18 protein-coding genes are annotated in these 22,179 nt (G+C 46.8%); 2 read left to right on the top strand and 16 right to left on the bottom strand.

The features are described from left to right. From GON22_RS17230 to GON22_RS17190, 9 genes are all read right to left on the bottom strand, one after another. Complete coding sequence (locus GON22_RS17230) at positions 1-261, bottom strand: acyl carrier protein (protein ID WP_160397348.1); 261 nt, start codon at positions 259-261, stop codon at positions 1-3. Between the two features lie 2 nt (positions 262-263). Further along, positions 264-533, bottom strand: coding sequence for a phosphopantetheine-binding protein (locus GON22_RS17225; protein WP_160397347.1), 270 nt, complete (start codon positions 531-533; stop codon positions 264-266). After that, entirely contained in the window at positions 530-1,786 is a 1,257-nt protein-coding gene (locus GON22_RS17220) for an AMP-binding protein (RefSeq protein ID WP_160397346.1), read from the bottom strand. Before GON22_RS17220 ends, GON22_RS17225 begins: the two co-directional genes overlap by 4 nt. A 1-nt stretch (position 1,787) precedes the next feature. After that, positions 1,788-2,900 (bottom strand): BtrH N-terminal domain-containing protein, encoded by a 1,113-nt coding sequence (locus tag GON22_RS17215; RefSeq protein WP_160397345.1) that lies wholly within the window; start codon positions 2,898-2,900, stop codon positions 1,788-1,790. Positions 2,901-3,206: 306 nt separating this feature from the next. Beyond that, a complete protein-coding gene (locus tag GON22_RS17210) occupies positions 3,207-4,685 on the bottom strand; it encodes an Lsa family ABC-F type ribosomal protection protein (RefSeq protein ID WP_160397344.1) in 1,479 nt (492 codons plus the stop codon). 668 nt (positions 4,686-5,353) lie between these two features. Next, positions 5,354-6,907, bottom strand: coding sequence for a gluconokinase (gene gntK, locus GON22_RS17205; RefSeq protein ID WP_160397343.1), 1,554 nt, complete (start codon positions 6,905-6,907; stop codon positions 5,354-5,356). 47 nt (positions 6,908-6,954) lie between these two features. Next, entirely contained in the window at positions 6,955-8,316 is a 1,362-nt protein-coding gene (locus tag GON22_RS17200) for a GntP family permease (RefSeq protein WP_160397342.1), read from the bottom strand. Positions 8,317-8,462: 146 nt separating this feature from the next. Beyond that, positions 8,463-9,140: a GntR family transcriptional regulator gene (locus GON22_RS17195; RefSeq protein WP_160397341.1), complete on the bottom strand. Its 678-nt coding sequence runs from the start codon at positions 9,138-9,140 to the stop codon at positions 8,463-8,465. Positions 9,141-9,238: 98 nt separating this feature from the next. Next, positions 9,239-9,763: a 5' nucleotidase, NT5C type gene (locus GON22_RS17190; RefSeq protein ID WP_160397340.1), complete on the bottom strand. Its 525-nt coding sequence runs from the start codon at positions 9,761-9,763 to the stop codon at positions 9,239-9,241. A 401-nt stretch (positions 9,764-10,164) separates the two neighbouring features. On the opposite strand from GON22_RS17190, the gene GON22_RS17185 reads away from it, so the two are divergent. Then, positions 10,165-10,809, top strand: a complete 645-nt coding sequence (locus GON22_RS17185; RefSeq protein ID WP_160397339.1) for a hypothetical protein — start codon at positions 10,165-10,167, stop codon at positions 10,807-10,809. Positions 10,810-10,913: 104 nt separating this feature from the next. On the opposite strand, the gene GON22_RS17180 is transcribed toward GON22_RS17185, so the two are convergent. Both GON22_RS17180 and GON22_RS17175 read right to left on the bottom strand, forming a co-directional pair. Next, positions 10,914-11,795: an NAD-dependent epimerase/dehydratase family protein gene (locus GON22_RS17180; RefSeq protein ID WP_160397338.1), complete on the bottom strand. Its 882-nt coding sequence runs from the start codon at positions 11,793-11,795 to the stop codon at positions 10,914-10,916. 219 nt (positions 11,796-12,014) lie between these two features. Then, on the bottom strand, positions 12,015-13,283 hold the full coding sequence (locus GON22_RS17175) for an MFS transporter (protein ID WP_160397337.1): 1,269 nt from the start codon (positions 13,281-13,283) through the stop codon (positions 12,015-12,017). 311 nt (positions 13,284-13,594) lie between these two features. Here GON22_RS17175 and GON22_RS17170 point away from each other — a divergent pair, with 311 nt between their 5' ends. Next, the gene (locus GON22_RS17170) at positions 13,595-13,963 is read left to right on the top strand and encodes a hypothetical protein (protein ID WP_160397336.1); all 369 of its coding nucleotides are present in this window, start codon (positions 13,595-13,597) and stop codon (positions 13,961-13,963) included. A gap of 47 nt (positions 13,964-14,010) precedes the next feature. Here GON22_RS17170 and GON22_RS17165 read toward each other — a convergent pair whose 3' ends face one another. The 5 genes from GON22_RS17165 to GON22_RS17145 are packed head-to-tail and all read right to left on the bottom strand — an operon-like array spanning position 14,011 to position 21,915. After that, positions 14,011-15,237 (bottom strand): VWA domain-containing protein, encoded by a 1,227-nt coding sequence (locus GON22_RS17165; protein WP_160397335.1) that lies wholly within the window; start codon positions 15,235-15,237, stop codon positions 14,011-14,013. A 3-nt stretch (positions 15,238-15,240) separates the two neighbouring features. Beyond that, positions 15,241-17,619, bottom strand: a complete 2,379-nt coding sequence (locus GON22_RS17160) for a DUF5682 family protein (protein ID WP_237179220.1) — start codon at positions 17,617-17,619, stop codon at positions 15,241-15,243. Then, a complete protein-coding gene (locus tag GON22_RS17155) occupies positions 17,577-18,668 on the bottom strand; it encodes an ATP-binding protein (RefSeq protein WP_160397413.1) in 1,092 nt (363 codons plus the stop codon). The genes GON22_RS17160 and GON22_RS17155 overlap by 43 nt, the downstream gene beginning before the upstream one ends. Continuing rightward, the gene (locus GON22_RS17150) at positions 18,644-20,455 is read right to left on the bottom strand and encodes a HEAT repeat domain-containing protein (protein ID WP_160397334.1); all 1,812 of its coding nucleotides are present in this window, start codon (positions 20,453-20,455) and stop codon (positions 18,644-18,646) included. The genes GON22_RS17155 and GON22_RS17150 overlap by 25 nt, the downstream gene beginning before the upstream one ends. Positions 20,456-20,466: 11 nt before the next feature. Beyond that, positions 20,467-21,915 carry an SWIM zinc finger family protein gene (locus tag GON22_RS17145; RefSeq protein ID WP_160397333.1) on the bottom strand — a complete coding sequence of 483 codons (1,449 nt, stop codon included), beginning with the start codon at positions 21,913-21,915 and terminating at the stop codon, positions 20,467-20,469. Between the last annotated feature and the right edge of the window lie 264 nt (positions 21,916-22,179).

Genomic DNA, 22,179 nt, shown 5'->3' with positions numbered 1-22,179 from the left:
TCACGCCCGTGCTCCCAGCTTCTCGTCAATCTTTCCGATAATCATGCGTAATGTACCGAAGTTTTCATTGAGCAGCTCATTGTCTTCGAATGTGACAGCGAACTGCTTTTCAATCATGATGACAAGATTGATTAGTTTCACGGAATCAAGGCCCAATGGATGAAGTGGCTCGTCTTCGCCTAACGAAGCTAAACAATCGTCTCTCCCTAAAATTTCGGAGATAGCCTGCCTTAGCGCTAATATTTTTGCATCGGTTACCATGTTCAGCCCACCTTCTCGCTTACAAGCTGTTCAATAAAGGAAACAAGCGTCCCAACTGTCTCGAATACAGCCGGGTCCAAATCTTCCTCCGGCACAGTAACACCGAACACTTCCTCCAAATCGACGACAAGCTGAAGCACCATAATCGAGTCGATGTTCAAGTCGTGGTAGAGACGATCCGTTTCCTTTAACTGCTCGGGCACTTGGATATTCATGTTTTGAACGATCGCTTCCCTCAATTGGCTCATATACTGCTCTCTATTCACATTCATGGCGTTATCTCCTGTTCTTGTATGAATTTTCTGCTTATTTTGCCTGATGGCAGCCGCGGAATCGATTCCACGATATCGATGGCACTTGGCACTTTAAAAGGCGGCAGGTGAAGCAAGCACCAGGTTCGGATGTCTTCCTTCCGGACGCCATCCGAGGCTACCACTAGCGCCCTGATCGACTCGCCCCATACCGGGTGCTGCGCTTTGCAGACGACAACTTCCGATACGCCAGCTAACCGTTCGATGACGGCTTCCACTTCAGAGGGCATGACCTTAAGCCCTGATACATTGATCAAATCGTCCATTCGCCCGAGGACTTGAATTCGGCCCTCATGGTTCAGCATGCCTAGGTCATTGGTGTGAACGGTTTTGTCGCCTGCCGTTACGACGATTTCCTTCGCTGCATCCCCCTCTTCGACTCGTGCGCCTTGCAGCGAAATTTGCAGATGCGGAAGTGGCAGCCCGACATCATAAGGTGTCGATGGATCAGCTCCGATTGCGATGCAGCCTGTTTCCGTACAGCCATATTGCTGCCAAACCTGTGCCGTACATGCCTGCAAACGGTGGAGCAGCGCTTGGCTCATCGGCGCGCCCGAGCTTATGAGCTTATGGAGGCGCAGCTCCTGCTTGCCCAGCAATTGGATGAGATGAAGCAAGAAGGGCACAGCGTACAATATTGAAGGGCCAGCTGACTTCAGCACGTGAAGCGCGAATTTTGGATTTTTGTCAGCGACGACAATCGGTTCTGCTCCCCTAGCCATTGCAGCCATCACACCAGCGACGAGCCCGAATGAATGCGATACTGGCACGAGAATGATTGGGCGTTCACCGGTTTCCGCGTTGAGCCGAAGATTATAGGACGCAATTTCTTTCTCTACCTCGCACCATGGCCTTGCGATCAATTTGGGCTCCCCTGTTGTGCCAGAACTGAATTGGCATAAGGAAGGCGGTCCGCTAAATGAATGACCACTGATGGCTATTGCCTCACGCCAATCGGCATGAATCAGATACGAGCAGCCAGCACGCTTAGCAAGTGACATCGCCGCTTCCACCGGTGTTTCTCCATGCAGAAGCAGTACGGAACCACCGCGTTCGCGCAAGTAAAGTACCATGCTAATTACGTCAAACGGGTGTGTGCAACAGATGGCGTACAATCGTGTTTCTGGAGCTGCGAAGTGGGAAAGCTTCGCTAATTCCCCGTACCTTTTGGCAAGCATGCCTTTGTCATAGCGCTCCTTGTCGACGATAAACATCTTATTCCCCTGCCGTGCGCGGCAGGAGCGGCGTGCCGTCTAGGTAACGATACAGCATCGTAAACAAATGTTTCTCCATATCAAGCGCCTCCTTCATAAGCACTATCGTCCGATCAATCATGTCATCCTTATTCCGGGCCATATTAATGACAAAAGCGTTATAGGCCGTTTCCCATTTCTTATGCAGTGGCAAATACGCATCTAGTATTGCTTGTGGAATCAAGTCTAGCTGCCTCATGTCATGAAGCAATTCACCGATCTGGAACCGATTTACCTTCGTAGAGCCTAAGATGCCTTCAATCCGCTGCACGTGGCGCTTATCTCCCTCTAACTGCTCCAGATCAGAGATAAATGCCGATAATGCCGCGAGCCCGAACCAGCAACGCTCCTCTCCCAGCTTAAAACTATCACCCTTCAAGTAGAGGCTTGCAATCGTATAAGCCGTTCTCCGGAAAAGATCATTCAGTTCGGATTGGCTGAAAATATGGCCAACACGCACATCAAGCTGGCCGTAAGGTTTACATTTTTCAATATCCTTCTTATTGGCTAACACAGTGATCAGGGAATTGCCCCCCCACGCATGCCGAAAATCTTCCATCGGAATCGTACCGGCAAATTTACTAGGAATCGGATCATAGATTCGTACGCCTGATTCATCGATGCCATACACCGAAAACCAATGGTTTCCAACGATATACATTGTCGTATTAATTGTGTAGCCGAAATTATCAATAAACCACTGATTGTGGTAATCAGAGAAATAGGGCAAATGATAGGTGCTTCCGCTCAAAATTACGGGTTTCCCCTCAGCAAACGATCGGTTAATGCTAGCAAGCCCCGACTCAAACGAATCGTATTGGTGTTCGTGCAATTCGAGCTTCATGATGTCCGTAAAGGAATCGAAGCCGAAGATGCTTTTGATATGAAAGTCCACTCTCGCTGAATCCAACGATGCTCCCCGGACATAAGCAGGCAGCCCGGCAAGATCCAAATTGGAAAATAAGCTAATGGCACTAGCCGATCCTTCCGCCTTTAGCTTTGCATGAATATAAGGAATCAAGCAGTATACGTAACTAGGAATATCCACGGAAGGCAATTCCGTTTTGATCATCATTTTTGCTCCTCCTTAGCTCATTCATGTTGCTTTTGTGCGTAATCATGATCAATTCCATCAATTAATACGCGCAAACGTTTGCACATTTGCGTAAAAAAACTTAATCTCTAACCATGCAGCAAGATTGTTTTTCCTATGACAGCCCTTCGACCCCTCCCCCATTTATGAATGTGAAATGTTTCCATGGTGCTTGATGTGAATATTATCCTAAGATTACACAATTGGCAATATGACTACACACCTAACAAAACTTGAAATTGACCATAAAAAAAGGAAAGGTTTGTTAACCCTTTCCCCAATTAATTATTATAGTTTAACTACTTTCGTAGCAATATTTTTGCAAAACTCAATGTCATGCTCCACAAACAAAATAGTCGGCGCGCAGGCAAGGAGCAGCTCTTCGATCTGCATTCGCGAAATCACATCGATAAAATTAAGCGGTTCATCCCATATATGCAAGTGGGACTTTTCGCATAGGCTTTTAGCAATAAGCACTTTTTTCTTTTGCCCGCCGCTAAATGATGAAATATCTTTTTCAAATTGAATCCTTGCGAAATCCAGTTTCCTTAAAATTGATTTGAAGAGGCTCTCATCAATCCCATTTTCTCGCGCAAAGTCCGTCAGATTGCCTCGCAAATGCGAAGTGTCTTGGGACACATACGAGATTTTGAGCTGGCTTCCTTTCCGGAACGTCCCCGTGTAGCTAATCTCCTCATCGCACAAAAGCTTGATAATGCTTGATTTGCCCGAGCCATTTTTGCCTGATAATGCGATCCGCTCACCTTGCCCAATCGTAAAACTTAAGTCTGAGCAAACTTTATTATCGCCATAATAGATGGATACATGGTCAAGCTCAGCGAGCAGGCTTTTGTGATAAGCAAGCTGCGTAATTTTTAAGCTGTCCGCGTTTTCGATATTTTTCAGCAGCTTCGATTTCTCATCGAGTGCAGATTGCTGCCTATGCTCTATTGCTTTTGAGCGTTTCATCATTTTGGCAGCCTTATGGCCTACATAACCTTTATCGATTTTTGAACCCGAATTTCGGCTTCCGTTTTTCGTCTTCTCTACTTCGTCTGACCAATTGCTTGTTCGCTTCGCTGCTTCGGATAGGCGTTTTACGTCTTTCTTCAGCTTCTCGTTCTCTGCCAGCTCGTAGTTATCTTGCCGCTGTTTATTTTCCCACCAGTCAGAGAAATTCCCTTTTTGCACATCGATGTTCGTCTTATTGATCGACAGGACATGATCGATGCAGTTATCAAGAAAAGCCCGGTCATGGGATACTAGAATAAATCCGCTCTTGTTACGAAGATACTGGCTAACGAGCTTTCTCGCATGCATATCCAGATGGTTGGTCGGCTCGTCGATTAACAAGAAGCTATTTTCCTTCAAAAATAAAGCCGCCAGCATCACTTTCGTCTGCTCTCCGTTCGATAACGAATCGAATGGCCGATACAGTACATCCTCCGATACCTTCAGCAGTGATAGCTCGCGCAACAACATCCACTGCTCATAGTCCGGCACGATGCCGTTGATGATCTCTTCGGTATTGTCCCCTTTGTTATCAATTGGGAAAGGGAAATATTCAAAACTGACATTAGCGGAGATCGTACCAGAATACTCATATTTGCCCTGCAATAGATTAAGAAATGTCGTTTTCCCTCTGCCGTTCCGCCCTGTGAATCCTAATTTCCAATCGGTATCGATCTGAAAGCTCACGTTCTCAAATATGTTATCGTAGCTGCCGTCGTAAGCAAACGTAAGGTTCTTTACATTAATTAATGACATCTAGTTGTCCCCCTGTATAAAAAATAAGAGCTACAAGAAAGTTACCTTCCCGTAGCTCAAATAAATATACAGCAAATCTACCCCTATGACGGGGTTAGAAAAGGATATTTGGATTGAGTTAAAGAAGAAGCCGTAACTTTCTTGCATATAAAAATAAAACATGCGAAAAAAAGCATCGCATATGTTGTTTTATTTATACGTTCAGCAAGAAAGTCCACATGTTCCACTTCAACTCCAATCACGAAATTAGGTATATCATAGCACGCTTAATCACTAATTTCAACCCAATTCCCGTCTGGTCCCTTCTCAAGATCATACAACGACATAACTGATTTTTAGGCTTCTCGAATTGGCTCTCACCAACGTATACAATTCGTTCTTTCCACCATTTCCCTCCATTTCCGTTTCATCAATAGAAAAACGAGCACCTAAGCGCTCGTCTAGTTGTCGAGATTGTTCTCGAAGCCCTTTTCTTTATGTCTCTTCCCCCACTATGGCCGGATAGCGCACCAGAGTGGGATTAGAGTAGAAAAACATGCCCTATTTGGTCAATTTGCACGCCAACGTGCGTTTAGGGCAGAAAAACATGCCCTATTCGGTCGATTTGCACGCCAATGTGCGTTTAGGGTAGAAAAGCATACCCTATTGGGTCGGTTAGTTCGCGTTCATTATTCATAAAACAGCTTCTGCTGAAACTTCGCGATACTCGCATACTCTTCTTCCAGCTTGCGGGAAATGCTGACGAAGATCGGAAGCAATTCGCGATACACCTTCGCCGCCTCAGGATTCGGGGAATGCTCATGGGTCGTGCCGACCATTTGCTTAATGATCGTGAAGGCATCGCCATCCCCGAATGCTTCCATGCCGAGCACAACCGCCCCTAGACAGGAACTCTCGTAACTTTCAGGCACGACAACGCTTTGATCGAAAATATCCGCCATCATTTGCCGCCACAGCGGTGAACGTGCAAATCCGCCTGTTGCTTTGATTTGCTTCGGCACGCCTGTCGTTTGCTCCATCGCTAACATGACTGTATACAAATTATAGATAACGCCTTCGAGTACAGCACGAATCATATGCTCTTTCTGATGATGCAGCGTTAATCCGAAGAATGAGCCCCTTGCATCAGGATTCCAGAGCGGCGCGCGTTCGCCTGTGAGATAAGGGTGGAATAGAAGCCCATCCGAGCCTGGCCGTACCCGTTCCGCAATGCGAGTTAACACGTCATATGCGCTAATGCCAAGGCGTTTCGCCGTTTCCGTCTCTGACGCGGCGAATTCATCCCTAACCCAACGGAAGATGACGCCGCCGTTATTGACCGGTCCGCCAATGACCCACTTCTTATCGGTCAAGGCATAACAGAAATATCTTCCCTTCGGATCGGTCGCAGGCTCGTCGATAACGGTGCGGATTGCCCCGCTCGTGCCGATCGTAACGGCGATAACGCCTGGATCGGTCGCATCCAGCCCGAGATTGGACAGAACACCGTCACTGGCGCCAACGACGAAAGGCGTCGATACAGCCAAGCCCATTTCCTCCACCGCTGAAGCATTCGTCATGCCCTTAAGCGTGTAGGTTGTCGGTACAAGTTCGGACAACTGAGCAGGCGTAACGCCAGCGATTGCGAGTGCTTCTTCATCCCAGTCCAATTGGGACAAATTAAACAGTCCCGTTGCCGATGCTATGGAATGGTCGACAACATACCGCCCGAACAGCCTTGCGAGTACATATTCTTTGATCGATATGAATTTGACTGTACGGTAAAACAGCTCGGGATGATCGTTGCGCAGCCATAACAGCTTGGCGATCGGTGACATCGGATGCATCGGCGTTCCCGTTCTCCGATACAGCTCAAGCCCACCCATCTCATCCTTTAGCCGCCGCGACCAATCTGCGCTGCGATTATCCGCCCATGTGATGCATCTCATTAGAGGCTTGCCTTCGGCATCGACCGGAATGACACTGTGCATCGCTGAGCTGCATGAAACGAATCGAATGTGCTCAGGTGTTGCTTCTGCTTGGCGCACCGCTTGCCCGATTGAACTGACGACTGCTGCAAAAATCTCATCCGGATCTTGCTCTGCAACCGAAGGCGTTGGCGTATAGAGCGGATACTCTACATTTGCTGTCGACACTGCACGCCCTGCCGTATCGAAAACGACCGCCTTGGTACTTGTCGTCCCCATATCGATTCCGATCATGAATGTATTGTGATCAGCCATTGTTTTCCCCTTCTCTCCACTAAGCTTCCCTTGTCTATTATAACGGCTTATACGATGGCGTTAATCAACAGAATCAGGACGAGCCCCATAACGGACAAAATCGTTTCCATCACCGTCCAAGATTTGAGCGTTTGCGGAACGGTCATATTGAAAAATTCCTTAACCATCCAGAAACCGGCGTCGTTGACATGGGACAATACGAGCGAGCCTGCGCCGGTAGCGAGCACGGCAAGCTCGACGTTTGCCCCGGGCGTCATGGCGAGCACAGGCGCGACGATTCCAGCTGAAGTTGTCATCGCTACAGTAGCCGAGCCAGTCGCGACGCGGATTAATGCGGCAACGAGCCATGCAAACAAGATGACGTTTATGTTCGCGTTCGTCGCCATATCTGCAATTGCTTGGCCAACGCCACTATCGATAAGCACCTGCTTGAAGGCGCCGCCGCCGCCGATAATAAGCACGATGCCAGCAATCGGCGCTAAGCTTTCGGATGCGAATGCCGATACTTCTTCCTTCGAGAAGCCCCGGGCAAAGCCAAGCGAGAAGAACGCGAATACGACCGAGATAAGCAAAGCAACAACTTCATGTCCAATAAATTCACAAAATTGCGTAATCCCGCGAGTTGCCTCTGGATCAGAAATGCTCGCAATCGATCCGATCAGCATGAGGATGACCGGCAGCAGGATCGTAAACAACGTAATGCCAAAGCTCGGAAGGCTGCGGTTCTCTTTCAACGCGAACTGTTCAACCAGCTTCTCATCAGGCGTTACCGCTATTCGCTTGCCAATAAACTTGCCGAACAATGGCCCTGCAACAATCGCAACGGGAAGTCCGACGAGGATCGAATACATGATCGTTCGGCCCAGATTCGCATGATAAGCATCAATCGCGATCATGGGCGCCGGGTGCGGCGGAACGAGCCCGTGAACGGTCGACAAGCCAGCCAATACGGGAATGCCGATTTGCAGCAGCGGCATTTTTGTTTTGCGTGCAACGATGAATACGATAGGAATAAGCAGGATGACGCCAACTTCGAAGAACACGGGGATACCGACTAAGAAGCCGACGAGCATCATCGCCCAGTGGACTCTCTTCTCTCCGAACCGATCGATTAGCGTTGTCGCGATCTTCTCAGCACCGCCTGACTCAGCCATCATCTTCCCAAGCATCGTGCCTAACCCGATTACAATCGCGATTGTACCAAGGGTTCCTCCTAATCCTTTCGTTAGCGAAGTGACCGTATCTGCTGGCTTCATGCCCGTAACAAGACCTAAACCAAGGCTAGAAATCAATAAAGTGACAAACGGATTCCATTTGAATGTGGAAATCATCACGATCAAGAAAGCGATTGCAATAAATGTCCAAAATAACAATGTTGCATTATGGCTCATTCCAAAAATTGTATCCATATTTACCTCCAGTTACCTTTGAGTTTCTCTAAGCTGCTTGTGGATGCGGTTGGATTGTTTAGCATAGTGTGACCGAATAAACACCTTTTTATCATGTATACTTGTCGACAACTTGACGTTAAAGGAAACAGGCATTTCTCCCGTCCTTATGATTGGCCAAAACTTTTGTGCAAAGTGACGAATGAATCCTCGAAATAGGTTCGGACATGCTGCTGGATCTCGTCGGCATTGCCAGTGCGGAGCCCCTGTAAGATGATGTTATGCTTCTCGATCACCCGATTAATCCGTTCCGATCCTTCGCCGAATACGCGCTCGGTCGTAACGAGCATAAGGGCAAGCACGATCTGGCGGATGCTCCGCCACAGCTGCCATATGCGCGAATGCTTAGCTTCAGCGATGATCGTTTCATGAAACATAAAATCCTGATACGCAAATTCTTCTGCATCCAGATGTTTCGCGGCTAAGCTCATTTTATCGATAATGCGCTCCAGCTGTACAATGACCGGCTCGCGGTCCATTCGCGACAGCCGTTCTTGCACGAAGCCCTCGATCAAATACCGGACATCAAACAGCTCATCGACTTCCTTCTCGTTTAATCCCAATACGACGGCGCCCATTCGCTCTAACCGAATGAGCCCCTCATCGGAAAGCGTTCGCAACGCTTCGCGCACGGGAGAACGGCTCGTCCCAAAATCGGCAGCAATCCGATTCTCGGACAGCTTCTCCCCGCCTTGGATCGAACCCGTTATTATGCTTAATCTAAGCTCGCAAGCAATCGCTTCCCCAAGTGATGCGCCGCGCAGCCATGCAGCGGGATAGGCCAATCCAGTCCCTCCATTCGTATTGTGTACTTGTATACAGGTTAAAGCGCTCTCTTATTCTACTCTGTTCCGCTCCAGCTGTAAACATGGAAATCCTAACTTCATTTTAAGAAATAATCGCGGACATCTAACCAACTATTGACCCGTATCGTTGCATTCTCGTTCACGTTGTGAGGTGCTGTAAACAAAATCCCTTGCCCTGTAAAGTTATCAAAATGCCGCATATTATCATCGATCAAATAATCTGCCCGAATGATGCTCTTATCGCCGCAAAATACAAAATTCATGTCACTTAAAAACGGAAAATGCTTTTTCAGCCATTCATACTTTGCGGCAAATGAGGTTGGATATTCCATCGCAGCTGTTGTGATGAAAATTTCGTAGTGTTCACTCAACTGTTGGATGACCTGCTGGCTGTTCTCCATCACATCGAGATCGCTGAAAAATGAGGGGTCCTTCAAATAAGCAATGATCTCGTACTTCAAATGAGGACGAATCAACCGAAGCCGTGTCCCTTTCAGGTCATCTACCGTAAGCTGTTCGTTATACTCCTCATTAAACAATCGAAGATGCTTAGCGTTAAAATCCGCGATTACCTCGTCCATATCGATGGCAATTCGTTTCATTTGAACTCCTCCTTTAATTGGCTAATTATTGTATTATAATGAAAATGAGAGAAAAGCAAAAGGCTTGAGGAGAATGAATAATGATGCTTAGGAAAATCAATATTTGGGCGTTAATAATGTCTCTTAGTGTTTGGATTGCATTCATAGGATTAGCCGAGACCCCGATTAATCAAACCATGATAAGCACATTTCATATTAGTTTTTATTCCATTCTTTTAATGATCAGTGCATTAAATCTTATCCTTACGGTGATCGGTTATGGAGGCATATCTAACAGTGTTTCCGCATTGCGAAGTGTATGTGCTTCGATTTTAAATATTTTAATTATTATACTATTAGGATATATTGTATTAATAGGAAATTTGTTTATTTGAAAGCAGGCTATGTTAAGGAGTGATAGGTTGAGGCAAGCAAGATTAGTTTTAGTAGTGTTAGCGATAATGTCCTTAGTATCAGCATGCAGCAGTGGCAACACAGATAAGATTATGAAGTCTGAATCTCCCGTGGAAGCCCTCGACAAAGACCAAATAAACAATTCTCTCAATAATGATAAAAACTCAAATCCTAGTGAGGAACATGTTGAAAAGTTCTCTTACCTGAAACAGCTGCCGTTAGAGAAGCAGGAAGCTTTTACTCGATTTAAATCTGAGAGGAACTTGCAACACCTTTCCAATTTCACTCCTGAAGACATGGTACTGATTTATCTTTACTGTCTATCAATTGGCGACCCCGACTTGTTATATGAGATTACTTTTAATGGGGGGCAACTTCCTGGCCAAGATAAATTTCGGAAAGATTATTTCGACTATGCAATGAATTATGATTCTGAAACAGCCGTACATTACAGATATTATGATTCTATCAAAGTGGATGAGAGTACAGCCGAGGCGAATAAGGCAACAGTAATAATAACCGTTAGTATAGAAACAATGACTCATTCCATGGCTTTAGGGCTACGAAAAGAAAATGAAGTATGGAAATTGGATATCTACCCTTTGATCCAAGAATACATAAAGAAAGCAAGCAAAAACAAAACCAAATCGTAATATTAGCAAAATAAAAACTATTTCATATAACATCTTTCTTTAAGCAGCCGGGAACAATAGCACAATTAACCGCCTTTTCACAAAGGCGGTTTTTTTTGGCCTGATCAATCCCCTTTATTCATTATCCCTTCAATCAACTTAGGCAGCCAATCCCCAATCAGAGGAAGCTCATACCCTGTGCCGAGTAATTTACTGCAATCCATATGCCACGATTCTGGGCTTGAATACGCGCTCCAGCTTCCACCTTCGCCTATCGTGCTAGTTACTTGGATTTGCTGGCCGGATATTTCCCCGATCATAGACAATAGCTCTTGATGGGAAATAGATGCGGGTGACGCAACATTGATCGGGCCGTTCCACTCCATTCCCTTGGCGAAAGCAAGGAATCTAGCTGCTTCATCTGACGAAATAAAAGAAAGCAAAGCATGGAGATTTTCAATCGGAACCTTCTCTCCCCTTAATGCGGAATCGATGTACGTGTTGAGCCGTTTCGTATAGTCGTCCAGCCCTAAGACATACGGGAAACGCACAGCTATTACCGGGAAAGGCGCATTTTGAAATAACACAGCTTCTGCTAACCTTTTCCCTTCGTTATAGGAAAAATCAGCCCTTCTTCCATACTTGATTACATATGTATTAGGATTGAAATCTTCTTCGGTGAGCGCCTTTTCGGAATAAGGATAAACGGCTTGCGTGGATGTAAATATATACCGGCCAATTTGGTCACGGAATACTTCAATGGCATCGTGGGCATCTGATGGTGCATAGCATAATTGGTCATATACAACATCATACGTTTCATTACGGAATGCCGCTTGCATGGAAGCTTTATCATACCGGTCGACAACAATTCGCTTAACGCGATTTCCGAACGGATCTTCCGTCTTGCCACGTGTAGCAACAGTAACGGCAGCCCCTTCTTCAATCAGGTGATTCACTAATTTTTTGCCAAAAAAGCGCGTACCGCCTAGCACTAATATTTTCAAGCGATTCCCCCCCGTTTCAACACATTTCTAGCTTATTTGCGAGTATATCACTTATTTGTTTGTAAATGAATGCCAAATGCCACAACGATTTAAATTTTCCCGCCAACACAAAAACACCTCCAAAGCTGTCCCCACATCTTTCGAAATGGGAACATACTCTGGAAGCTGTTTTGATTAAAGCTATTATGGCGGCTAGGCTTGAACCAACTGCTTAACTAGCTAAATCAGTTCCTTGCGGCTCCTTAAATAACGATACAGCATGAAACTAAACACCGTGCAGATCGCGGCGCACAACCCGATAAACCCATATCCAGCCTGCAATCCACGGAGCAAACCGATTTCCGTGTTCGCACCATAACGGTCCTTGACTATCTCCATAATGCCCCCGATGAGATAGTTTCCGATGACGCTGCCTACCCCCATTAGCGTGACGATTATCGTAATGGCGTTATCGCTGCCGCCTGCATACCGTTTGGCGATGAACGCCATGACGGTCGGATAAATCATCGCAATGCCGATCCCTGATGCAGCGAATAGAAACGCAGTGCGCTCCCCGCCAGCAATGGCAATAAAGGTACAGATCGCAGAAAAGCCAGAGAAAACGATTAGCGAAAGATTATATCCGATTTTATCCGTAATTGCTCCTAATAACAATCTAGCAAGTGCGAAACAGAGGAAGAAGGCAGATAGCATGCCCGAAGCTGTAACGGTATCCCAATGGTACGCTTTTTCCAAGAAATTAACGAGCCAGCCCCCTACTGCCAATTCCGAAACGACGCCAAACGATAAAATGAGTACCATAAACCACAACGCCCGGTCCTTCAGGAGTGTTCTAATCGGTACGCGCTCTTCGTGGCTAATATCGTCCTCAGGAAACTTGCTCCATAAGGCAAACAGAATCGGTACGATCGATAACGCAAGCATGATAAAATACATTCCTCGCCAATCCAGCGTTTGCCCCCAAATGTTAACGGTCATAAGCCCTGTTGCAATTAGCGGCGCGACTGTCGAGCTAAGCCCATAGAAACCATGGGTAAGATTCATCATAAACCCAGTGTTCTTCACGAAAATTCTGGCGCTCAATATGGCTAACGCAATTTCCAATATGCCATTTCCGATATACATCAAGAAATACGAAGCCGAGAATACGGGGTAACTATGGGACACATAGATGAATACGCCTGATAAAGCCATCGTCCCAAAAGCGAGCACGCTGACAGCTTTAACCCCCCATTTACGGGCGAGAAATGCTGTGAAGGAGCAAGCAATCAAATAACCGAGCGCATTGAGCGATAATAACGTGCCAAGCTGCGCCTCACTTAATGCAAAATCGAACTGGATGCGCGGAATTGCTGGTCCCTTAATATTTTCCGACAACCCAAAAACAATGAAACCGAGAAAAATCGTAACTAACTGTACGGCGTACGTTTTGTTGCCTTGTGCCTGTTGTTTTTCCACTTCCGTACCTCCAAGCCAATTTTTCCTCATGGTATAATCAAGTGCGTTGATCCTGCTGTAGTATACCACTAATTGGAATGCCAATGAATGCCGAAGGGGTATCAGCCTTAGTTATGAAACCATTCATCCACCTCAATCGTTAAGGAATATGTTGGTTAGCAAGTCGTAATTTCGGATGATTACAGGAGGAAGGCATATTTCATTCTATATCGCGGTCGCCCTCTTGGCGATTTTTTCAATTTTTTGTCGTTTATTTTGGAATATTTGCATTAAGCTTTAAGCTGCTCACCCTTTCAAGTAGTCATATTTTAACTTTTTTGCTCACGATGTTCTTGCTCGTCATGCTTGAAATCGGGATCTATTTGGTCGCGTTTGTGTACGGCTTACTATTTCTTTATCGTAATGAGGTTGGCGTTGGGCAATTAGTACTGCTCACCTGTATCTTATTTCTGCTAGGCATAGCCGAATTCACCTTCATGTTCTCCCATCCCGATGCTCCCTACACGATCAGAAATGCACGATTAATCGCTCTGCCTCAAGCCATTGCCTTCTTTGCTGGTGGAGTTGCCATGTTAGGCATGAAATATTGGAATAAATCTTCAAATGACCGCTCCTCGTTAAAGAGCATGGCCATCGTCACCGTTCTTTTCATCGCTTGCTGTACGCCACTCTATTTCGTTTGGAAGTGGTTTGTGTTTATGAATCAATAGTATGAATGAGAGAAGCCGCAGGCGTGTGCCTGCGGCTTTTATATTTTCTATTTTAAGCCTTGCCCGACCCGTTTCGATAGCGATTGCAAATCCATTCCCTTCAATGCACCCTCGATCAATTCAGGCAGCTTGTTCGGCGAGCAGCCAAAGCATGGTATGCCATACTGCGCAAGCTTCTTTGCAACTTCTGTGTCGTATGACGGCACTCCATCATCGGATAATGCAAGCAAGCAGATCGTTTTGACGCCCGCTTCATGCAGCTCTCTTAATCTGCGCAGCATTTCCGTTCGATTGCCGCCCTCATAAAGATCAGATACAAGAAGAAAGATTGTCTTCATGGGTTCAGTGATGAAGGGCTCGCAATACATGATCGATTTATTAATATCTGTGCCGCCACCTAATTGAATGCCGAATAGCATATCGACGGGATCACTTGCGCATTGCTCGCTAAGATCAACAACCTCCGTATCAAACGCAACAACGCGCGTGTCTAGTGAAGGCATGCTCGCAAAAATCGACCCTACGATGGAGGCATAAATAACTGAATTCGCCATTGATCCGCTCTGGTCAATATCAAGGATGACGGTCCACTCTTTACTTTTGCGTGCTCGATCAAAAAAGTATACCTTCTCCGGAATGAGCAGCTTACGCTCTGTATCGTAATGTTTAAGATTTTTGCGGATCGTAGTTGCCCAGTCCAGGCCCGTCATCGAAGGTAGCGGCGAATGTTGTCTTTTGTTTATGGCACCTGTAACAGCACGAGTCAGATCCTGGGCAAGACGTTTTACGATCTCATCGACAACCTCTCGGACAAGTTTTCGAGCGGTCTCTTTCGTCCGTTCTGGTATCTGTCCTCGCAGCGCCATTAGTGTAGCTACCATCCCAATATCGGGTTTGACCTGCGAGAGCAGCTCCGGCTCGAACAGCAATTGTGTTAGGCCTTTTCGCTTTACGGCATCGGATTGAATGACCGAAACGATGTCTGAAGGGAAAAATGTCCGTACATCCCCTAGCCACTTCGCTAATTTGGGCGAGGATGAACCAAGCCCCGCAGCTCGTGAACCCGAATTGCCGCTGTTGCCAGAAGCATCGCCAGCCGTCGCATTTGAAGTTCCATCATAGATGGCTGCTAAGGCTTCATCCATTAATCGATCCTCATCATCAAGCAGCTGGTTGCCATTCGAATTGCCGCTAGCTGTTAGAAGCTTATCCTCGGCGGCTGCACCCAGAATGAGCCTCCACCTTTTTAGTTGCTCGGGATTCAACGCCGTCATAGCTTACAAATCTCCAAAATCAAAATCATTAAGTTCATTCAGCTGCTCCTTCTCATCCTCATTGAGCGGCCGTTGCAGAGCCTCTCCAATTGATTCTGCTCCATGACCCCACAGATCGCCTAGCATTTCGGCAATTCCCGCTTTCTCCCGAGACTCGAATGTTCCGAACGCTCTGCGAAGAAAAATTAGCGACCGCTTGAATGACCCCACATCTAAGGTTTCGATATAAACGTCCAATTGCCGCCATAAATAATCACGCGACAGCAGCGCATAGCGGTTACGCATCGACAAGCCTTCAAACCAGCCTGCTCCAAGCTCAGCGGGCATCCCTTTCGATAATCTTCGAGACACCTCCTTGGCGCACTGCTCCTCGTCAGCTTCATTACGTTCTAACAAAATCGAAAATGCATAGCCCGAACATTTGGCATTACGATCATCACGTTCTGCGAGTTCCTTCAACTTTGACATCCAGAGCGCTTCGTCTACTTCTTCATAATGCTCAAGCGCAACTGCATGCATAGCGTGCACTGCACTGATCATATTTGCGGCAGCATCATCATTACAGTTGGCAGCTTCCTGAAGCATCATTGTTCCTCGTAGGAACAACTGCTGGAGCAATGGGACAAGCGCAAGCGTATCGAATCGCCTGATAGAACCATATTGAAGAAGTACGGATAGCTCGAGCACCGTATTCGCAATTTGTTGAAAATCCCCAGCATCGACCGCAAGCTGCTGCAGCGCACTCGTCGCTTGGCTCATGATCTGCGGCAAGCCACACTCACAAGATGTTCGAATTAACCGGGCTGCCGCTTCAATATCCGAGCAGGCCATTAGCTCTTCATGAATAGCATAGGCTGCGGCAAGCTCAATTGTCTCGCCTTTTAATGTGGATTCGACTGTCTCAATCTCCGCTTCCGGCGACCATTGCAGTACCCAATGCTCCGCCCATGACGCGTCCTTCTGGCTAACTCTTTGTTTACGGGCAAACCGTATGCCAAGTACGGCTAACCGATGTAATAATACCGAACGATTCAAGTCAATATACGCAGACTCGACTGATTTCACCCGTCGGTTTTCGCGCAAATCCAGTTCCAAAGCCTCAGCGACCAGCGTTTTATATTTCTCCAGTTTGAGCCGCTTAAGCTCACGATTCAGGTCATCCTGCAAAGGTGTCTGGCTGACGCCTTCTGGCAAACTGCCGATTGCCGTTCCAATATCCGTTCTTGCCAATGCTTCCGCAACGACCGAAAACTCGCCATAGCCGAACAATACTGTGGCCGCATCTCGAAGATCTTTCCAGGTCGGCCGCGCCCCATCATGCATATAGGCTAACGCCTCAGCTAATCGGACAGCCTCAATGACCGAAGCTGTTGATCGCCACGTGCCTTGTTCGCGCAATCGGGCTGCGACAGATGACAAGTAGAGTGCTGGCAGCTTGTCTAATTCCTCTTGCTTCATACACTGCCACAGGAGCTCGAAATAGGCAGGTGCCTCATTACCCGCTCCATATCCGGAATGCGATGACAATTTATAATAAGAGTATGGCATTAAAGTCATCTTAGTTTTTACACGCGGAAGCCTAGCAATCTGCTCATCTGTCATAATAGGAAGCTGCAAGCTTAATGCTATCGTATGATGGGCACCGCTTACGACGACTATTTGCTCAGGCTGATGGCCTTCAGCAATAGCATCATAAATTTTACGCCGCATAAAAGACTCGCGGATTTCATTGTACGCAGCTTCCTGGGGAGCTAGACGAATCTCATCCTGTTCGGTTAACGCCCGCATTTCAGTTGAATAATGCAAGATAGCGCGTTGATAGGACCCTGCTTGCAAGTTATGTTCATAACATCGTTCCCAATAGGACTCGTAATCCGGTTCTCCCGACAATTCTGCGATCCGGGCATACAAATCACGCTGCATTAGCGCAAATCTAGGCAGACATTCGGAAGGATCATTATCCGACGGTGTATCATCAGCTTCTTCGACCATTCGAGCCTTCCTTTTGTCCATCAGCGCCAAAGACACATCCGTCGGCAAATCAATAAAGGCAGCGTGGCAGCCATTTTGCTTCGCCCATATCAACGATTGGTATTCAGGCGAATAGTCAGCAAATGGATATAATAACATCCTTATCGGAAGCTGTTCAGTGTAAGCAAGCAATGCAACTGGCGGTACCACGCCGCGGGATGTCAGCTGCATCGCAATGGCGCCAGCATCACTGGGGCCTTCGATTAGTATTGCGGTCGGTTTTACCCTCCGCAGCAACTCGAGCAGATGGTAGGAACCCGCTGGCGAAAGATGCCGAATGCCAAAATAATGCGGTTCATCTACCGCGTTCATCCATTCATCTCCGTGCAAGCGCTGTACAGGCTTCGCCATGATGCCCCCCGTTTTTTCATGACGTTCTCCAAGTACTCCTTCCAGACGAGCTGATCCTTCTCATCTTCCTTTACGATCGCACCTTGCAGGCCGGCTGCAATATCTTCGTCGCTAATGCTTCCATTACCGAAGCTTCCGGCTAAAGCCATGCTGCCTGTAAGCAATGAGATCGCTTCCGCAGTTGAAATGACGCCGCTAGGTGGCTTTACTTTTTCCTTGCCGTCCAGCGTCAGCCCGCTGCGCAGCTCGCGGAAAATCGTTACGACTTTACGAATCGCATCCTCATCTGGCTGTGAGGCTTGCAGCTCATAGCTGGCAGAAATCTCACCGACACGTCTGCGGACGATATCGATCTCCGTATCGAGGCTCGATGGCGCTGGCAGCACGATAATATTGAACCGGCGCTTCAAGGCCGCAGACATTTCGTTAACGCCTCGATCGCGTGTATTCGCAGTTGCGATAATAGAGAAACCCCGTTCTGCCGCTACTTGTCGACCAAGCTCAGGAATAGAAATGGTTTTCTCCGACAGAATCGAAATAAGCGCATCCTGCACCTCGGAAGCACAGCGTGAAATCTCTTCAAAACGTGCGATACCGCCACTTTCCATTGCACGAAGAATAGGACTGCGGATTAACGCTTGATCCGACGGTCCCTGTGCCAGTAGAAGTGCATAGTTCCAAGAGTAACGAACATGCTCCTCGCTAGTGCCAGCTGTACCTTGTACCACTTTGGAAGAATCTCCATGAATGGCAGCGGTCAAGTTCTCGGATAGCCAGGATTTAGCGGTTCCCGGTTCTCCAATTAATAAGAGGGCTCTGTCCGTTAGGAGAGTCGCAATTGCCATCTCGACGAGACGTTTATTGCCTATATACTTCGGAGTAATAACCATCCCTCCGACTACACCGCCTGTTATGAAAGTGAGCACCGATTTGGGCGATAATTGCCACCCTTTCGGCTTCGCGTCTTGATCCGCATTTCGAAGCGCTTCAAGCTCTTCTGCATAAAGCTTCTCCGCTGACAACCTTAAGATATCCTGTTTTGGATCCATTCCCATCTCGCTGGCTCACTCCCATTTAATATTTCATCCGGCGCACTTTCAAGCGTGTCGATAATTTCGTTTAATTGTTTTTTTGTAGATTGACTGGCCAATTGTTCTGCGATTTCGCGAAGCGCAGGCATAGATTCCTTTGGCATCATCGTGATAAGCCGCTTTGATTTCCAGTCTAGATAGAAGTAGGCAAGGGACTCTCCACTCTTAAGAAGGTTCATGATCAGTTGGGGCGTCTTTGGGTACCCGATCCGATATAACGTATGCAAGATTTGCCGGGTTAGCGGACTATTGAGATAGGTGTCTTCCTTTAATCTCGTAACTAAATAATTCGTGATGCTAGGTTCTAATTCATGGGTAAAGACACAAACTAAATCTGTCCATTCTTGCTCTGCGAACAGTTGTACCCATCGCGAATCCCATAAACCCTCTGCCATTATAGCATCGCTTGCGTTCTCGTCCTGCTGCAGTTGTTCAGCAACTAATACTCGTATCGCTCGCTGCATCTCTTTTGCTGATGCGCTTAATCCGGCAAATTCTCCAGAATAACGAACGAACAATTCAGATCGATCTAATAGCCTGTAAGCAGCACGGAAGCTACAACCGATCAGCTTCTTCTTATGCTCATAATGGAGCTCCATCGCAAATTGATTGGAATCAATATCCTCTAACCCCAGCAACAGCTCAGTTGCGGTTTCCTGAACGGCTTCAGTCTCAATTACGATGAAGGCCGGGGATAACAAGAGCTTTTTCAATAACGGAAGGGCTGCATTAGCAAACTGCTTCCGTGGTCCCTCCAAGCAACGCAGTGCGATATGAAGCTGTTGCATCGCTTGCACCTGTTCTGAACCTGAAGTGGATTCATAACGATCAAACTCTTTTTCCGCTAGTTCGATGATTTTGCAGTATAAGTTATAAGAAACGCATTGCTGAATCGGTTCAACGACTATCTCGTTATCCTTCGCGCATAACGCTTCATACAAACGGGCAGTGGCTTGATCCGAGCCAATGCTGGCAAGCGCATGGTACGCGGACAACCTTACCTCCTTCCGCTTTTCCCTGCTTCTCTCCAGCAAGAACGGCTCGTACTCTGGATACCCGCCTAACAACGAAATTGCAGGGACTTTAAGATCAACCGAGCCTGAAGTGGCGGCCTCCATGAGGAGTGCAATCATCTCTTTCCCCAATAGCCCATGGAGTATCTGCAGCCTGCGAGCGTCGGCTTTTCCACCTTGTAAGTTCAGCTGGCTCTTCAATACTGGGATAGCATGATGGCCAAATCCTGGGATAAGATTCATTTGAACATAATCTGAAATCTCATGAAAGCTATCATCTAGTCCTCTACATACTGCCGGCAGTAAGCGCAAATCAAGGTAGCTGTTATATTCAACCGATTGCCGCAATAGTTCGAGTCGTCCTGGACCTTTCGTAGTGAGCGCCTCGATTACGGGCTGCAGCTTGCGATAAGTTACATCCGTGTTTAATGAAATGCCTAAGGTTTCAATGGGGGAAGCTTCTCCTGGCGTCTCCGTTTTCCCTTGCGTATGAAGGACAGCACTTAACAAAGCGGCAAGCTCCAACAACTTTGCTGGACTTTCCTCCCTTGTAGCACCCAGTAGCCCTTCTGAAGATTCAGCAAGACGATTGAATACAGGTGCTGCCTCTCCAAGCTTCTTGAGCTGGGGCAGCAATTTAGTTAATCGCATATCTCCCTGCGCCATCGCGCTCCCGGCTATAAACAACCGGCGAACCTCCTGCTGCAGATCAGACAATAGTTCTACACTCATAAGGCCCTCCTCTAATACAGCAGCCGAATCATTCGGCAATCCGTAATAATGCTTAACAGTTGAACGCCCAAACGCCTGTTCTCGACGTCATGCTGAAAAACGACGAGCGCAGCTTGATCGTTCAAATCGTCCTTGGGCAATAGCGGAATAATCGAATCCGAGTTAATTGATCCGCTAATAAAATTATTAGTTATCGTCAGTTGTTTGCCCTGTACATCTCGAAGCACCATCGTGTCGCCAACTCGTTCAATCGCATGAAAAGCAATGAGAGCGGCAGGATTTTTAAGCGCCAAAGGCGATTTTATGCCATTCTTCACCTGTTTGATCACATCTTGAAATGTAGGAACTGCAAGAGATTTAACCCGTTTAAACTTCTCTGCATCAGCCTCTCGGAACTTCACATTCTCCCATCTTATCCTAGCATTCTGCTCGCCAGGATAAATGTAGAGTTCCTCTGCAGTGACGAGCGCATGAACAGTATCTTCTTCCTTCATGGATTTGGCTGCACGGAAAGGCCTCAAATGGCGAGTGGTATAGATGGTTCCGTCTTGAAGATCGACCCACCATCCGGCGTCTACGAATTCACTACGCGCATGATCCGTATAGGACAAGAAGGATAACTGCAACAACTCTACATCCTGCTTGATTCGATCAAATTGTTTAAGCTCCGTAAGTTGCCAAGTATGTCCCAGTTGCTCCTCAAGCATAGTCTCCGTATCCATTGGCCGCTCAGGCTCTGCTAATCTTTGTTCGAGATAGCTCTTGCCTTTCTTCACGAGTGACCACAGTCGAATGAGCTGCTCAATCACTTGCGAATATGCCATTTCCTTATCGGCTGATTTCATCATCAGGACTATTTCCCTTAGTGCCGCCTGAACACCAGAAATATAATAGTTGCCTAGTTGCTTAGCCTGATCCTCCATTAACTGAAGTGACTTTTTATCGATACTGCCAAGTCCATTGTGAACAATCTGCAAGACGAGCTTTTCTAAGATGCTTAATCCCTCTAACTGCGCATTGATTTTCTTAACAAATGCTGCTTTATTCACTTTACGTGCTGGTTTCGAACGATCAGTTGATGCATCTGTAAGCTCAGACTCTTTCTTCTTTTCCTCTCGTTTCTCAGCCTTTTCGCGCTTGTCTGCAATATCGGTTGGAATTTCAGCAACCTCGAATGGCTTTTGCAGCGTATGCGCATACAGTAATCCAAGCGCATGCTTGCAAGGAAACTGTCTGCTAGGACAGGAACAACGAAAAACGGGAGTTTCAGGACGCAAAAAATCGACGGAGCATAGATACGGCTCCTTGCCGCTTCCCTTGCATTCTCCAAATATGAGTGTCTCATCTGCTGTAATGCACAACTCTGAGAAACTATTCTTTTTGGCCAAGTCACGGCCGTTTTTCATTGCACTCGCATTAGGAGCCAAACTATCGACGAACGCTTCCGTTATAGATACCATTTTCTACCTCGCAATTAAATTAGGAATAGTACTTATTTTCCACATTGAATGGTATTTTCCTTTTAAATTCAACAATCGTATGCGTCAAATATTATTTAATCAGCATTAATCCTGTAATTTCCAAGTCAATAACTCAAACAGGACTTATGCAGTTCACGAGATTAACTGGCAAGTGTGAGAATCTATGCTTGAATAAACCGGCCACCAAGACATAGCAAGCTCAGGTGGCCAGAATTGTGAAATAAGGGTTGCAAAACGGCGAAC

Source organism: Paenibacillus sp. MMS18-CY102 (assembly GCF_009789195.1).
Taxonomy (GTDB): domain Bacteria; phylum Bacillota; class Bacilli; order Paenibacillales; family Paenibacillaceae; genus Paenibacillus_T.
This window is presented reverse-complemented; position numbering and strand designations above follow the sequence as displayed.